Origin of the sequence: Pseudoalteromonas sp. BDTF-M6, assembly GCF_018334135.1 — a bacterium.
Taxonomy (GTDB): domain Bacteria; phylum Pseudomonadota; class Gammaproteobacteria; order Enterobacterales; family Alteromonadaceae; genus Pseudoalteromonas.
In genome coordinates this window covers 229,224-244,030 of the sequence record NZ_JAGXTQ010000004.1, presented here as the reverse complement: position 1 = coordinate 244,030, position 14,807 = coordinate 229,224, and the positions used below count along the sequence as shown (strand labels likewise).

At 51.4% G+C, this 14,807-nt stretch carries 12 protein-coding genes; 3 read left to right on the top strand and 9 right to left on the bottom strand.

What is annotated here, in order from left to right; translation table 11 throughout:
• Window position 1: 1 nt before the first annotated feature.
• Genes apaG through lptD form a run of 5 tightly spaced genes read right to left on the bottom strand, consistent with a single transcriptional unit; the run spans window position 2 to window position 5,719 of the window.
• Window positions 2-391: a Co2+/Mg2+ efflux facilitator ApaG/CorD gene (gene apaG / locus KD147_RS10960; RefSeq protein ID WP_105188279.1), complete on the bottom strand. Its 390-nt coding sequence runs from the start codon at window positions 389-391 to the stop codon at window positions 2-4.
• Entirely contained in the window at window positions 375-1,181 is an 807-nt protein-coding gene (gene rsmA / locus KD147_RS10955) for a 16S rRNA (adenine(1518)-N(6)/adenine(1519)-N(6))-dimethyltransferase RsmA (protein ID WP_212547890.1), read from the bottom strand. The genes apaG and rsmA overlap by 17 nt, the downstream gene beginning before the upstream one ends.
• The gene (gene pdxA / locus KD147_RS10950) at window positions 1,178-2,170 is read right to left on the bottom strand and encodes a 4-hydroxythreonine-4-phosphate dehydrogenase PdxA (protein WP_105255791.1); all 993 of its coding nucleotides are present in this window, start codon (window positions 2,168-2,170) and stop codon (window positions 1,178-1,180) included. Before pdxA ends, rsmA begins: the two co-directional genes overlap by 4 nt.
• Window positions 2,171-2,175: 5 nt before the next feature.
• Window positions 2,176-3,468, bottom strand: coding sequence for a peptidylprolyl isomerase SurA (gene surA / locus KD147_RS10945; RefSeq protein ID WP_212547889.1), 1,293 nt, complete (start codon window positions 3,466-3,468; stop codon window positions 2,176-2,178).
• Window positions 3,469-3,481: 13 nt separating this feature from the next.
• A complete protein-coding gene (gene lptD, locus KD147_RS10940) occupies window positions 3,482-5,719 on the bottom strand; it encodes an LPS assembly protein LptD (RefSeq protein WP_212548058.1) in 2,238 nt (745 codons plus the stop codon).
• 362 nt (window positions 5,720-6,081) lie between these two features.
• Between lptD and djlA the strand changes: the two genes are divergently transcribed.
• Complete coding sequence (gene djlA / locus KD147_RS10935) at window positions 6,082-6,918, top strand: co-chaperone DjlA (protein ID WP_212547888.1); 837 nt, start codon at window positions 6,082-6,084, stop codon at window positions 6,916-6,918.
• Here djlA and KD147_RS10930 read toward each other — a convergent pair.
• The 3 genes from KD147_RS10930 to rapA all read right to left on the bottom strand — a co-directional run bounded on the left by KD147_RS10930 (window position 6,901) and on the right by rapA (window position 11,432).
• A complete protein-coding gene (locus KD147_RS10930) occupies window positions 6,901-7,746 on the bottom strand; it encodes a DUF3530 family protein (RefSeq protein WP_212547887.1) in 846 nt (281 codons plus the stop codon). The two genes, djlA and KD147_RS10930, sit on opposite strands and share 18 nt — an antisense overlap.
• Before the next feature lie 85 nt (window positions 7,747-7,831).
• On the bottom strand, window positions 7,832-8,485 hold the full coding sequence (gene rluA, locus KD147_RS10925) for a bifunctional tRNA pseudouridine(32) synthase/23S rRNA pseudouridine(746) synthase RluA (protein WP_212547886.1): 654 nt from the start codon (window positions 8,483-8,485) through the stop codon (window positions 7,832-7,834).
• Between the two features lie 55 nt (window positions 8,486-8,540).
• Window positions 8,541-11,432 (bottom strand): RNA polymerase-associated protein RapA, encoded by a 2,892-nt coding sequence (gene rapA, locus KD147_RS10920; RefSeq protein WP_212547885.1) that lies wholly within the window; start codon window positions 11,430-11,432, stop codon window positions 8,541-8,543.
• A gap of 322 nt (window positions 11,433-11,754) precedes the next feature.
• On the opposite strand from rapA, the gene KD147_RS10915 reads away from it, so the two are divergent.
• Both KD147_RS10915 and KD147_RS10910 read left to right on the top strand, forming a co-directional pair.
• Window positions 11,755-13,155 (top strand): PhoH family protein, encoded by a 1,401-nt coding sequence (locus KD147_RS10915; RefSeq protein ID WP_212547884.1) that lies wholly within the window; start codon window positions 11,755-11,757, stop codon window positions 13,153-13,155.
• Window positions 13,156-13,440: 285 nt separating this feature from the next.
• Complete coding sequence (locus tag KD147_RS10910; RefSeq protein ID WP_105188270.1) at window positions 13,441-14,343, top strand: diguanylate cyclase; 903 nt, start codon at window positions 13,441-13,443, stop codon at window positions 14,341-14,343.
• A gap of 43 nt (window positions 14,344-14,386) precedes the next feature.
• Here KD147_RS10910 and KD147_RS10905 read toward each other — a convergent pair whose 3' ends face one another.
• Window positions 14,387-14,764 carry a DUF3192 domain-containing protein gene (locus tag KD147_RS10905; protein WP_212547883.1) on the bottom strand — a complete coding sequence of 126 codons (378 nt, stop codon included), beginning with the start codon at window positions 14,762-14,764 and terminating at the stop codon, window positions 14,387-14,389.
• Between the last annotated feature and the right edge of the window lie 43 nt (window positions 14,765-14,807).

The window sequence follows — 14,807 nt, the reverse complement described above, 5'->3', positions numbered from 1 at the left end:
GTTAGTGCAGAATATTCGGGCAACTAAGACGGAATACATCGATAGGCGCCTGGAATTCGTTGCCGAATTCGCTGCGCATCACATAATAGCCCTGCATGGTGCCCACCGGCGTGTCTAGTACTGCGCCGCTGGTATAACTGTAGCTCTCACCCGGGCCTATGGTTGGTTGCTCACCGACCACGCCTTCGCCTTCGACCTCCACTTCCTTGCCGTTGGCATCGGTGATCAGCCAGTAGCGACTAAGCAGCTTGGCGCTGCTCAGGCTGTGGTTTTTGATGGTGATGTTGTAGGCGAACACATATTTGTCATGTTCCGGCTCGGATTGACCTTCAACGTAGAAGGTCTCTACCATGACTTTAATGGCCGACTCTGAGTTACTGCTTGTTGTCATATAACCAATTCGCGATATCGATAAACTGCTGTAGCGTTAAACTTTCTGCGCGGATACTAGGGTCTATGCCCAATGCCTGTAACTGCTCGGCATCAAGCAGGTTCGCCAGGCTATTACGCAAGGTTTTACGACGCTGGTTAAAGGCTTCAAGGCACACGGTATTAAGCAACTTGGTGCTTTTTGCGGTGCGTTTCTCCGGCGCCTTAGGTACCAGGCGAACCACGGCCGAGTCCACTTTCGGTGCCGGTTTAAAGCAAGTTGGCGGCACTTCGATGACCGGAATAGCGTGGCAGTAATACTGGGTCATGACGCTAAGGCGACCAAAGGCTTTTGAGCCTGGGCTTGCAACCATGCGATTAACGACCTCTTTTTGCAGCATAAAGTGCATGTGCTCGACGTTGTCCACATACTCGAATAAGTGGAACAATAAAGGCGTCGAGACATTGTAAGGCAGGTTACCGAAGATCTTCAGCTTGCGCTCGTCGTTAAGCAGGCTAGAGAAGTCAAACTTCATCGCATCACCCTGATGCACGGTCAGTTTCGGTGCCATAAAGGGGTGATGGATCAAGCGCTCCGCCAGGTCTTTATCCAGCTCGACCACGTTCAGGTGGTCGGTCAGCTCGGTGACCGGCTCGGTAATGGCGCCTAAGCCTGGGCCGATTTCGACCAGGTTATCGCCCGGACGCGGGTCAATCGCGGTGACGATTTTGTCGATGACGGTTTCATCGTGGAGGAAGTTTTGCCCGAAGCGTTTTCTCGCTCGGTGTCCTAAGTGTACTTTATCTGTCATTGTCTCTGCGCTTTTTTGCTCGCCAGTTTGATCGCTTCGCTCAGGGCGACGCGGAAACTGCCGGCATCTGCTTGGCCGGTGGCCGCCAGATCTAGGGCTGTACCATGATCAACGGAGGTCCGAATAAAGGGAAGGCCAAGGGTGATATTTACTGAATTTCCAAAACCCTTATATTTTAACACAGGTAGCCCCTGATCGTGATACATAGCCAGTACCGCATCCGCTTCATCAAGATATTTATCTTGAAATAGGGTGTCGGCGGGCAGTGGGCCGATCAGGTGCATGCCCTGATTATTGAGGGCCTCAAGGGTGGGTGTCATCACCTCGATTTCTTCGCGCCCCAGGTGTCCGCCTTCGCCGGCATGAGGATTTAAGCCACAGACTAAAATCCGTGGTTGCTCAATGGCAAACTTGGTGCGCAAATCGTGATCTAGGATACCTATGACCTTGGCGAGGCGCTCGGGAGTAATGGCTTTAGCCACGTAGGCCAGCGGGATATGGGTGGTCACTAAGGCCACGCGCAGTCCTTCGGTGGCCAGCAGCATCACCACATCCGGGGTGTTGGATTGCTGAGCAAAATATTCGGTATGGCCGCTAAAGGAAATACCAGCCTTATTGATAATGCCCTTATGCACCGGCCCCGTGACCACGGCATCGAAGGTGCCGTCCATATTTTTTTCACAGGCGATGCGCAGGGTGTCGAGTACATACTCGCCATTTTGCTCATCCAACTGGCCGGGAATGGCTTCCACCGCCAGGTCTACCTGATGATAAAACAGGGTGCCCGCGGCGGTTGGCTGTGCCTGGGCTTGCTCGTCAAAAGGGATAAGTGTTAGCGGCAAGCCCAAGGTGGCGGCTCGCTGCTGCAGCAGTTGCGCATCGGCAATGGCAACCAATTGTGCGTCCCACGCTTGCTGCGCCAGAGCAATCAGCAAGTCCGGACCCACGCCAGCCGGTTCACCTGGGGTGATAGCGATACGCAACGTCATGGCCTTTATTCCTCTGCGAAAATATCAATGTGTGCTTGTTCGCGAATTTCCTGTTGGAAAGCAAAGCTTTCTTCGTTGAATTTGCGGTTATACAACAGCTGTTGCGCGCGGTTTTTCTTGGCCAGGTCGGTTTTATCGGCAACGCGCTTATCAAGCAGTTGCACTATGTGCCAACCATAATTAGAGCGAAACGGCTCACTGATCTCGTCTTTTTCCAATGCCATTAGCGTGTCGCGGAAGGTCGGCACATAGGTAGTTGGATCGGTCCAATCGTATTCACCGCCCTTAAGCGCCGAGCCCGGGTCTTCAGAATATTCCTTGGCGAGTTCGGCAAAGTCGGCTTCACCGGCACGCAGGTCTTTAACAAACCCTGCCAGCATAGAGCGGGCTTTTTCCTCACTCAGGATAATCGATGGCTTCAACAGGATATGACGTGAGCGAACTTCGACGGTTTCCACAACCTGGCGACCGCGTACGTCTTGTACCTTGATGATATGGAAGCCGGCACCACTGCGCAGTGGACCAATGATTTCACCTTTTTTCTTACCCTTTACCGCTTCTGCGAATAATGAAGGCATTTCATTGGTGCTCATCCAGCCTAACTGACCACCCTCAAGGGCTTTTGAACCGCTTGATGAGGCGATGGCGATACGCTTAAATTCCTGGCCGTCATTGAGCATCTCAATAACCTTGGTGGCACGTTCCTGAGAGCTGGCAATGTCTTCGGCGCTGGCGCCGCTGGGAATGTCGATCAGGATGTGGCCGATGTCGTATTCTTCGGCGTTACCACCTTGCTGATCCATGATTTTCAGCAAGTTTTCAATTTCTTGCAGGCTGATATAAATACGGCGGTCAACGTTGGCGCGCAATACCTGCTGAGTGGTGATTTCTTTACGGATATCCTCACGGAACTGCTGGAAGCTCTCACCTGAGGCTTCGATAGAAGCGCGCATATCGGCAATGGTGCCGCCTTGATCGCGGGCCATGTTAGCCAGGGTTTGGTCAAGCTGACCGTCGGAAATTTCCATACCCATGCGCTCGCCCATCTGCAGCAGCAGGGTTTGGTCGATCAAACGCTCAATGGCCTGGACGCGCAGGGCTTCGTCGCTGGGTAGTTCCTGACCACTGGCCTTGGCCTGAGTTTTTACGCGGTTGATAATGGCGTCAACTTCACTTTGTAAAATGACCCCTTCATTGACTGTGCCCACCACCTGATCGATCAGTTGTGGTTTGGCGATAGCACCTTGGCTGAGGCCGAGGGCGAGAACACTGGTTGCTAAAAAACGTCTAAAATTCATAGTTGTTATTGCTTTAATTAGTAAGGAAGTAGGGGCGACGGTAGCCAAAAATGCCTTCTTTAAGTATTTCTTGTGCATCATAACTGCTCTTGCCTCCGAGTCCCTTAAGGACAAATTTGATGCCGATCCCCGAGTCGAAGACCGCTTGCTCTTGGTTAATACTTTGATTCAAGTCTGTTTCGATTTGTCTGCGTCCGGTAATCTGTACCGCCCAGCAACACGACTCGTACTGTACCCCACTGTATACCTCGATGCTACGCCCGGATTCAATATCACGGTGGTAGCTGGCAACGAATTGCCAGTTGTCATCGATGGGCACACTGGTAAACATGCCGACTTGCTCAATTGTATTCCCTGAGACATCGTTTGCATAGCGATGGTTCAATTGCACCAACTCATTGTCGTCACCCTTATAGTCTAAGGTCAGATGAGATTGAATCATTTGACTGCCGTCAATGTCGTATTGAATTCCCCCGGACAGGTACCAACGGCGGTGCCAATGCCACATGGCTTCACTGGCAAACAGTGAGTCGTAGCTGGTTTCATCGGCAAAATCCTGAGCCGTGGGTTTGGCAGAATCCGACAAATAGAAGATTTGACCAGCGCTTAGGTTAAACACCTCTTCATTTTTATGATCGAATACCCGGGTGGTCGCACCTAAAGTGAGCTGGTTCGCCGCCGCGACGCGGTCGACGCCGGAAAAGCGACGGTCACGGAACAGGCCGAAAAAGTCGTCCTGCAGTTTGGTGGTGTCGAACAAGCCGATATTGTTTTGATCCTTGTTCGGGGTATACAGGTACTGGATTTGTGGTTCCAGGGTCTGGATCCCGTTATCGACAAACAAGCTGGTGTCTCGTTCGAAGTTCAACTGACTGTACAGGCGCACCTTAGGTAAGGTTCGATGCACGGTTTCTTCAAACTCGGTGCCCTCCAGCTCCCCTTGCTGATCATAGTAAGTATGCAAGAGGCTGAATTCAGACAAGAAAGACCAGGCATAACGCTCCTCGCTGAAACGCAGTTTAGGCTCGATATGCAAACGCGTCGCTTCGTCTATCACCCGGGTGCTGTTGCGGAAGTGACTGATCTCGCCATTGATGCTGGCGTCAAACCAACCCAATTGATAGGCCTGAGTCTGAGCAAAACCAATACGCGGTAAGGCGGTGTAGGACTCAAGGTGGTCGCCCAGTACTTCATAGTCCTGAATCTGTATATCGGTACGCCAGCGCTCGCCTAAATGAGTGAGAATGCCTGAGCGTGCCAGGTGGGTGTCGGTTTTGCTGGCGTAACTAGAGCCTAAGTCTGTGAGATAGTTATCGTCACTGACGTTAGTGATATCGACCCCGGCACGCCACTGGTCGTTAAAATAGCTTTGCTGCTGCCAGTGATAAAGGTAGCGACTGCCTAGCTCACGCTCGGTCTTATCCGAGTCGAGGTATTCCAATCCAAGGCGGCCCTGGCTGGTCTCGGTGAGATAACGGAAATCCGATTTTAGCTGCAGGCCCTTTTTCGACATATAACGGGGCGTCAGAGTAAGGTCGTAATTCGGCGCCAGGTTAATGTAATAAGGGGTAATGGTTTCCACACCATAACGATTCGAGCTCGATAGCTGGGGCGCTAAAAAGCCGGTTTTACGCTGATCGTCAATGGGGAAGGTAAAATAGGGCAAATACAAGACCGGGGTATTGTAGATTTTTAGCGTGGCGCCATAGGTCTCGCCCCAGCCTTCTTGCTGCGACAAAATAATTTTATCGGCATTAATAGACCAGGTTTCGTCATCCACCGGGCAGGTAGTAAAGCTGGCATTGCTTAGGGTCAGTGCCTCTTGCGACACCTGCAATTGTTCGGCGCCACCTCGGCCTTGTTGTTCGGTCAACTGGTAGTCGGCGGCCAGCAACTTGATATTGGAGTCATCTAGGCTGGCATTTAAGCCGCGGCTGGTAATAATGGCGACACCATCGCGATAGGTGAGCGGCCCCTGCGCATTAAGCAGACCCTGCTGTTTATCAATTAACGCCGAGCGGGCGTTAAGGATCATGGTGCTGCTGCTGATGTCTACATCGCCGTCAAACTGGGCGCTGGCCTGACCGATTAACTCGACATCGTCGGCGACGATTTCAATCACCCCTAAGGGTAAATTGGGCGCTTGCCACGGGGCCGGACGGGTCACTGCAAGACAATGGGGGATGTGTCCAGAGGCTTGCACAGGCGCGGTGAACGTTTTCCGTTCGGAAGCGGGTACCTTGGCATCCATCGCCTGTTCCACCGCGGCAAGTGCGACACTGGCTTGGGTTCCATATAGGGCTATAGCTATCATGCCCCATAATTTATTCATTGACTCACCTTAGCTTAGTTGCCAGAAGTATTAGGTCTGTTGACCTTTATTGTTTTTTCTGCGTTTAGGCTGAATATAAAGTAAACCACAAAGATAAACAGACCCTAGAATTAAGCATGACATAATAAAGCAATTTTTGGCTAATTACATCCGCCAAGTACCCACAAATACGTCATTTTTATGGTCAATATCTGTCTCAATTGATGCTTGCTTGTGCTTGTTAGTTCGATGATTTTTCGTCACTATGTGGGGGCAAATTCAAATAACAAGGGTTAGCGCGAATGTGGGGTAAGGTGCTCGGTGCCTGTTTTGGCTTTATGTTTGGCCGTTTTTTTGGTTTATTCCTGGGCCTGTTTATTGGTCATCTGTTTGATAAAAGTCTGAAACAGGATTTTGATAATGCCGGTGGATTTCGTGGTTTCTTTAATAACGACGATGTATCCGAGCGCCAGGCATTGTTTTTCTCCAGCTGTTTTGCGATGATGGGACATATAGCCAAGTCCAATGGCCGAGTGAACGAGCTGCATATTCGCGCCGCCACCGCCTTTATGGAAGAAATGGGCCTGACCGGTGAGGACAAGCGCGAAGCACAACTGGCGTTTAACGCCGGTAAAGCCGATGATTTTTCCATGAATGTTACCTTGCGGGAGTTTCGCGAGCATTTTGCCGGACGCTTCGACCTGATCCAGTTATTTTTAGAGATTCAGATTCAAATGGCCTTCAGCGATGGTCACCTGGCGGCACAGGAAAAAGTGTTGCTAGAGCAAGTGGCTAAGGGACTGGGCGTCAGCAAAACGCATTTTAGCTTTATTCTCAAGCGCTATCAGGCCGAGTTCGCTTTTCGCCAGCAACAGCAGAGGTTTCATCAGCAACACCAGCAGCAGCGCACACCCAGCGGTGCCAGTAGTGGCATGAGCCGGGCTCAGGCACTGCATATCTTAGGACTGGAAGAGGGAGTCGATGCCTCCACGGTGAAAAAAGCCTATCGCAAGCTGATGGCGCAACACCATCCGGACAAGCTAGTTTCTCAAGGCTTGCCCGAGCACATGATGCGCTTGGCACAAAAGAAGAGCCAAGATATTCAGGCGGCTTACGAATACCTAAAAAAGGCGGCGTAAGAAACCGTCTATCTCGCGGCTTAAGCGCTGTGTTTGCTGCGCATCAATCAGCTCCGCGGAAAACCAGATCTGGCGATAGTCCAGCTTATGATTCTTTTGTGCCCATTGCTGGCGCTGAGCTCTTTGAGCCAAGGCCCAAGGATGTTGCCCCGGATTGTGCACATCCAACACCGCCGTGGCCAACACAGATAAATTAGCACCTATATGCTGGTGGCGCTGTGGGTCGCTTAAATAAGCTCCGATACTGATAAAGGCCTGGAGTTGCATATCCGGATAATCGCTCAGGAATTCACTTAACAGACCGGCATTTTGCCCCACGGCGATAAGACTAATGGGGCGACCACTGGCTTGAGCATGGGCAAAGGTGGCTTCGAGGCGGGCCTCAAGTAGGCGCCGATGAGTATTAAGTGCCTTTTCCGTTATGGCTTGTTGATAGGAAGGAACATAAGTGGGCTTGTCGCCATGGGCAGGGCTTTGGTTTTTAGGCAGAATCCCCTGTTCGGGTATCTTTCCAGCAGGCTCAACCGTGCCGAGAGGCTCGCTTTCCTTTTGTTCCAGGCGCGTGTTAACTACCAAATAGCTGCTGTACCCTTGTTCGCTAAGGGCCAGACGTAAGCGCGCGAAGCCCTGGCGATTACCGTAGGGGTCATGCAGGGAAGGGATGAGGATCACCGCACCGCGGTGCTCTGCCGCCATGGCCGGACGATGTATTATTTGAAACTCTTCACCCTGAGCCAAAAGCGTGATCGATTGCTCATTACCGGCGACCTCATTGGCGAACAGCGGCGCCGTCAAAAATAGGCAGAATAGCAGTAAGCATCGGAGCATAATTCAATCTCAAGAAAATCCATACGCCCGTTATCGACCGTACCCGGAAATAGTTTAGGTCTAGCCGAAGGATTCCCCGTTGCGGTTAGAAGGGGCAAGGGGCGGTAAAGGTCATGCTTTCGCCGCTACTGGGATGATTCAGGGTCAGCCAGTGGGCATGTAATTGCAAACGCGGTGCGCGGGCCTTGGCTTCGGGATAGGCGTATAGGCGATCGCCAAGGATCACATGGCCAAGTGAAAGCATGTGCACCCTCAGCTGGTGGCTGCGACCGGTTATGGGGGTTAGACGAACCCGACTGTTGTTCTCACCGTATTCGAGCACCTCATAATGGGTTAGCGATGGCTTGCCCTTTTCCATATCGACCATTTGCTTGGGGCGATTAGGCCAATCGCAGATCAGCGGCAAATCCACCGAACCCGCCTGTTCTTTAAGATGGCCATCGACAATGGCGATGTATTCCTTGGCCGTTTGTCTATCTTGAAACTGCATGCTGAGGTTGCGGTGCGCTTCTTTATTGAGCGCCAGGCAAATCACCCCCGAGGTTGCCATATCCAAACGGTGCACGATTTTGGCGCTGGGAAAGACGACATTGGCGCGTCGAATCAGGCTATCGGCATGTTTAGGGTCTTTTCCCGGCACCGTGAGCAGGCCGCTGGGCTTATCCAGGATCAGCAGGTCGTCATCCTGATAGATGATCTGCAGATAGGGGAAACGTGGGGGATTGTAGTTTAAAAGCATGGCCGACCTCTAGCTAGGGTCAACAGACCCTTGGCCGGCCATTTTAAAGAAATGCCTAGTGACTGACAACGATTAAGCGAATGGCGTCGAGTTTTACCTTGGCTTTATCGATATAGTCATCCATCTCGGCGCGGCTGCGCTGAAAATGTTTAAGCTCTTCATCGCGAATATTGGGGTTGATCTCTTTGAGGCTAGTTAAGCGCTCCAGCTCGCTATCAACGGCCTGATGCATGGCGGTTTTGGCGGTCGCACGTAATTGCTCCATCTGCGTTTGTGCCAAGGTGTTACCCTGCTCAATAAGCGGGTGAATGGCGCTTTGCAGGGCATTCACCAGCTTAGAAGCGGTTTGTCTGCCAACCGCATTGAGCTGTTGATTAAAGGCATCGAAGGCCACATTTTCCGCCAGGTTATTACCGCCTTTATCAAGTAGTACGCGCACCGGAGTTGGTGGCAGGTAACGCCCCAGTTGCAGCGATTTCGGTGCCATGGCCTCGGCGATATAAATCAGCTCGACAAAATAGGTGCCCGCCGGCAGCTTCTTGTTTTTCAGCAAGGCCACAGACGCGGTACCGAAATCGTCGTCGCAGATCATTTCCATCGCCCCTTCAACCATGGGGTGATCCCAGCTGATAAAATGCAAATCTTCCTGAGCCAGGGCGGTATCACGGTCAAAGGTGATACTCATGCCCTCATCCTTCAGGCTTGGGAAATTAGCCCCGAGCATGTGCTCAGTGGGTTTGAGCACAATACTGTTCTCGCCCTTGTCTTCCTGGTTGACGCCCCAGGTATCAAACACATTGATCATATAGGTGGGCAGCTCAAAACTGTTATCGACCACCTTGATATCTTCTACCAGATGCTCGGACTTACCCTGACCACTGGAGTGTAGCTCCAGCAGGCGATCTCGACCGGACTCCATTTGCGCCTTAAGCTCGCCATAACGGCCATCGACGCGTTCAACCAACTCGCTTAACACCTCATCCTGATAGCTATTGTGGGCAAGCAACTGCAGCAACTCATCGCCAAACTCCTGGTTAAGCATATGGCCCGTGGTTGAGGTGTGCTCGAAGGCATGCAACCCTTCGTGATACCAGCGTAGCAGGGTGTGCTGGGCGCTGTGCTCAAAGTAAGGCACATGAATTTTAATGTCCTGGGTTTGACCGATACGGTCAAGACGACCGATGCGTTGTTCCAGCAAGTCCGGGTTAAGCGGCAGATCGAACAGCGCTAAATGGTGGGCAAACTGGAAGTTACGACCCTCGGAGCCGATTTCAGAACAGATCAACACCTGAGCGCTGTCTTCGATGTCGGCAAAGAAAGCCGCCGCACGATCGCGCTCGATGATGCTCATGCCTTCATGGAAGACCGCCGCTTTAATGCCCTCGCGCTCGCGCAGTGCTTGCTCGAGGCTCAGTGCAGTTTCGGCCTTGGCACAGATCACCAGCATCTTTTCGGGCTTGTTGCCGTTGAGGGTGTCGATCAGCCATTGCACGCGCGGGTCAAATTGAGTCCAACTGGCATTGGCGCCTTCGAATTCCTGGAAGATCTTCTCCGGGAACAGGGCACGCATGGCACTGAGTTCAATGGGACCGTTGTTGCCTAGACTGCCCATCACATTCATGGCGGTTTTATATTGGCTCGGCATGGTCATGGGGTAGCTGTGCAGGATGCGCTGCGGATAGCCGCTAATGCCACTGCGGCTGTTACGGAACAAAATACGTCCGGTGCCGTGTCTATCCAGCAGTTGCTCGAGTATCTGTTCCTTGGCCTGAGTATCGCCCTCGTTAAATTGCGTCAGGAGTTTTTCACCTTGGCTGCCCAGCAAGTTGGTAAGTACTTGCTGTTGCTCAGAGCTAAGCCCTTGCTCTTGTAATATACCATTGGCGGCATCGGCTATGTCTTTATAGTGATGCTCTTGCTCAACGAAGGCGTCATAGTCATAGAAGCGATCCGGATCGAGTAGTTTCAAACGGGCAAAATGGCTTTGGTGGCCTAATTGATCCGGGGTGGCCGTCAATAGGATGAGGCCGGCAATATCTCGGCTAAGTTCCTCGATGCGCAGGTATTCGGTGCTGGGTTTATCCACTGACCAACTTAGGTGGTGTGCTTCGTCAACCACAAGCAGATCCCAATCGGCCAGGGTGGCCTGTTCGAACCAGCGTTTTTTCTTGGTCAGAAACTCCAGGCTGGTCAGTACCAACTGCTCGGTCTCAAACACATTGGCACTGTCGGCAAAGGCCTCGGCGCAGCGCTCTTCGTCGAAAATGGCAAATTTCAGATTGAAGCGGCGCAGCATTTCTACCAACCACTGGTGTTGCAGGTTTTCCGGCACCACGATCAAAACGCGGGCAGCGCGACCGGTCAGCAATTGCTGATGTAAGATCATCCCCGCTTCTATGGTTTTACCTAGCCCCACCTCGTCGCTGAGTAAAACCCGAGGGGCGAAACGTTGACCGACTTCACGGGCAATGTGCAATTGGTGTTCAATCAGGCTGGCGCGTTGGCCGATCAGGCCCTTAAGGGGCGACTGGTCGCGGTGAAACCTATGCTGCCAGGTGTTGTAACGCAGGGTATAGCGGTCAAAGCGGTCAATTTGGCCGGCAAAAAGGCGGTCCTGCGGCTTATTGAATTTAATAAAGTGGTCAAGAAAAGTTTCCTTAAGCTCGGTCGGTTCATCGTTGTCAACGCGCGTGCCCTTATAGGTATACAGACCATCTTGCTCGACCACCTCGCTGACCGTGAGTTCCCACTCGTCGGCACTGCGGATCACATCGCCGGGGTTAAAAAGCACTCGGGTGACCGGCGCTTCGGCCTGGGCATAAACTCGGCTCTCGCCGCTGGCGGGGAATAAGATGTTAACTTGGCGTCCTTCCAATGCAACTACGGTACCTAATCCTAAATCCGACTCGGTATCACTGATCCAACGTTGACCTAAGGAAAAATTCATTTCGTGTTCAATCTCGACTTTGGGTTATCTAGGCTTGGGCCGTGGCGGCCCGAGCAAAAAAAGGCGGCTATATTAGCGTGCAACTTGGTGATTATCACCTGAAAACTGATAAATAGTGTGGTGCTTGTTTAGAAAATATACAGCAGCAAAAGACGGCGCTTTTTGCAAATGCAAAACGGCACTTTTTCTCTACTTTTTTGCCGTCATCAAAGCGTCTTTTTGTGACCATAGACTAAACTTGAAGTATGCCACTAAGGCATAACCACCTTGTTAGTGTAGCTGTAAAGGTGCAGTTATAATAAAGACAAATTAGGAACGCGCTATGGATAAAGACCGCCTCGTTAAAAGCAGTAAAATGTACGTGCTCGACACCAACGTATTACTTCACGACCCCCTTGCATTCCTCTGTTTCAAAGAACACGCCGTCGTCATTCCTATGACGGTACTCGAAGAGCTCGACCATATTAAGGACCGAAAACGCGATGTCAGCCGCGATGCCCGCGTTGCCATTCGCTCCCTCGACGAAGTGTTGCGTGATGCCACCCCGGAGCAAATGCTGAAGGGGGTGTTATTGCCAGACGACAAGCGGGCGCCGGAGCAGCAGCGCGGCAAGCTGATCATAGTGAATGACCACTTGTTTGCCGACAGCATTTCCGGTTTGCCGGGCAATGAAAATGACCATCGTATTATCAACTGTGCGGTGTATCTGCAAAAACAATACAGCGATGCCAAGGTGGTATTGGTCACCAAGGATATCAATATGCGCTTAAAGGCCAAGGGTGCCGGGCTGCATTATGTTGAGGACTACCGTACCGATCAGTTGATCGACGACGTGGCCCTATTGACCTCTGGCTATAAAAAGGTGGAAGGGGATTTTTGGCAACAAGTTGGCGAGTGTGAAACCGAGCAGCAAGGGCGCGATGCCTTGCATCATGTGTCACGTGAGTTGGTGCCGGATGTTTTTGCCAACGAATATCTGCTTGATGAAACCGGGCATTTTGCCGCTCGGGTGGTGGAGTATAACGATACCCATATCACCTTAAAAGATCTCGGCGTTGAACGCTTAATGTCGCGTAATGCCTGGGGTGTTAAGCCAAAGAATATCTACCAGGGCATGGCCATGGATGCCTTACTCGACCCCGATGTTGAGTTGGTGCTGCTGACCGGCCCGGCAGGCTGCGGTAAAACCATTCTAGCTTTGGCCTGTGCACTGGAAATGATCATCGAAAAAGGCGTGTACGATAAATTGATTGTAACTCGTAACACCCCGGAAATAGCCGAATCCATCGGTTTCCTCCCGGGTACCGAGGAAGAAAAAATGGCGCCCTGGCTGGCAGCGATCACCGACTCTTTGGAGGTGTTACATAAGAGCGATGAAAACCCCATATCCAGCCGCAATTACATTATGGAAAAGGCTAACATTCAGTTTAAGTCGGTGAACTTTATGCGTGGGCGCAGTATTCAGAATGCCGTGGTGCTGTTGGATGAGAGCCAAAACCTCACCGCCTCACAGTTAAAAACCATTATTACCCGCTGTGGCGCCGGCACCAAACTGATTTGCTCCGGCAACCTGGCGCAAATCGACAGCAGCTATTTAACCCCGCTGACTTCGGGTTTAACCTACATTGTTGAGCGCTTTAAGGACTTTGAGGGCAGTGCGACGGTTAACCTCAATGGCGTGGTGCGCAGTCGTTTAGCCTCTTTTGCTGAAGAAAACCTATAGCTATCAGTACAGTACACCGTCTATTATAGGCGGTGTACGCATTGCTTTTGTCCACTAATCAGGTATGGTTAGCTCCATAGCGGCGCCATGCCAGTAACTTATTGGCATGCTAGATTAAACAAAAAACCACCTTGGTAACAAAAACTACCGTAAAAATACCAAGTAAAGATCACTAACTCGGTCTAAACTGGTAGCAAAGGTGCGCTAAACAAATAACAAATACAGCTCAGCGGCAGGCCTGCACGGCACGGATTGTTGGGCAAGGTATAGCAAACAGGAAGGCTCATGAAGTCAGCAAAAATTCTCATTGTCGACGATGACGAATTAAACCAAGTGATTTTAACCAAAACCCTCACCCCTCAATATCAGGTGCATTGCGTGAATGATGCCGAGGCCATGTTTGCTTGGCTCGAGGAAAACACCGCCGATTTAATCTTGCTGGATATCATGATGCCGGGCATGGATGGCTACGAGGCACTGAGGCAGTTAAAACACGATGATAAAACGCAGCCCATTCCTGTCATTATTATCTCCGCCAATGATTCCTGCGGCGATGAAGCCAAGGGTCTTGAATTGGGTGCCATGGACTATATTACCAAGCCCTTTGGCAGTGCCATTGTGCGTGCCCGGGTGAAAAACCAACTTACCATCAAACAAAAAAATGACCTGTTGGAAATGCTGGCCAGTATCGATGGTTTAACGGAAATCCCAAATCGCCGTTATTTTGATGAGCACTTTGCCCGAGAATGGCGCCGCAGCGTGCGTGCCGGTTTGCCCCTGTCTGTGCTGTTGATCGACATCGATTACTTTAAGCGTTACAACGACAGTTACGGCCATCAAAAGGGGGATGAGTGTTTGAAGAAGGTGGCCTCCGCCTTGGTCAACAATTGCCAGCGTGGCAGTGATTTCATCGCTCGTTACGGTGGTGAAGAGTTTGTGGCTGTTTTGCCGGGCAGTGAGGAGCATACCGCCATGGCATTAGCCAATAAGCTGTGCCGGGTTATCAGCGAGCTGAATATTCCTCATATTGATTCACCCATTGCCGAGCACATCACCATCAGCATTGGTGCCACCACCTTTAACGGCGACAACAGCGACAGCTGCGAAATGGCCTTGATCGAAAATGCTGATAAGGGCATGTATCAGGCCAAGCAACAAGGGCGCAATGGCGCTGCGTTCTACGGTTAAAAAAAAGGCCGCCGGGTTATAAACGGCGGCCTGGTTCCTTTCTTTACAGCTTACCGACCAGTGCCTGATAGGCGCTGTCGCCAACACTGATCAAACGACCGGTTTTAAATACTAAGGGCGTGCATTCGTTTTTGCCGATCTTGCCATCGGATTTAACGCTTTGCGTGGCATAAAACAGCACCTGATATTCTTCTCCCTGATGGGCAAAGGATTCACTGAAATCCGGTGTGCCCAGAGTTTCTTTGACTACCATGGCGCTGTTACCTAGATCAAGATGGGCAATATAGTCGCGATTTTGTCGCTGTTGTTTTTGCCAATCGCTTGATGCCCAATGGGCGTCTGCTTCACCGTCATTCACGGAAACGATACAACCGCCCAGTAGGGGTAGGCTGATAAGGGCGCAAAGAAGTGCTTTTTTCATTGTGTTATCCAATTTTTTATTATCTGGTAGGCAGTGATATATC

Bases quoted from the DNA above. Each gene is read 5' to 3' on its own strand.
- KD147_RS10905 (WP_212547883.1), bottom strand. From the start codon at position 14,764: ATGAAAAAAGCACTTCTTTGCGCCCTTATCAGCCTACCCCTACTGGGC.
- apaG (WP_105188279.1), bottom strand. From the start codon at position 391: ATGACAACAAGCAGTAACTCAGAGTCGGCCATTAAAGTCATGGTAGAG.
- rapA (WP_212547885.1), bottom strand. From the start codon at position 11,432: ATGAATTTTTCCTTAGGTCAACGTTGGATCAGTGATACCGAGTCGGAT.
- KD147_RS10930 (WP_212547887.1), bottom strand. From the start codon at position 7,746: ATGCTCCGATGCTTACTGCTATTCTGCCTATTTTTGACGGCGCCGCTG.
- lptD (WP_212548058.1), bottom strand. From the start codon at position 5,719: ATGGATGCCAAGGTACCCGCTTCCGAACGGAAAACGTTCACCGCGCCT.
- pdxA (WP_105255791.1), bottom strand. From the start codon at position 2,170: ATGACGTTGCGTATCGCTATCACCCCAGGTGAACCGGCTGGCGTGGGT.
- rsmA (WP_212547890.1), bottom strand. From the start codon at position 1,181: ATGACAGATAAAGTACACTTAGGACACCGAGCGAGAAAACGCTTCGGG.
- KD147_RS10910 (WP_105188270.1), top strand. From the start codon at position 13,441: ATGAAGTCAGCAAAAATTCTCATTGTCGACGATGACGAATTAAACCAA.
- KD147_RS10915 (WP_212547884.1), top strand. From the start codon at position 11,755: ATGGATAAAGACCGCCTCGTTAAAAGCAGTAAAATGTACGTGCTCGAC.
- rluA (WP_212547886.1), bottom strand. From the start codon at position 8,485: ATGCTTTTAAACTACAATCCCCCACGTTTCCCCTATCTGCAGATCATC.
- djlA (WP_212547888.1), top strand. From the start codon at position 6,082: ATGTGGGGTAAGGTGCTCGGTGCCTGTTTTGGCTTTATGTTTGGCCGT.
- surA (WP_212547889.1), bottom strand. From the start codon at position 3,468: ATGAATTTTAGACGTTTTTTAGCAACCAGTGTTCTCGCCCTCGGCCTC.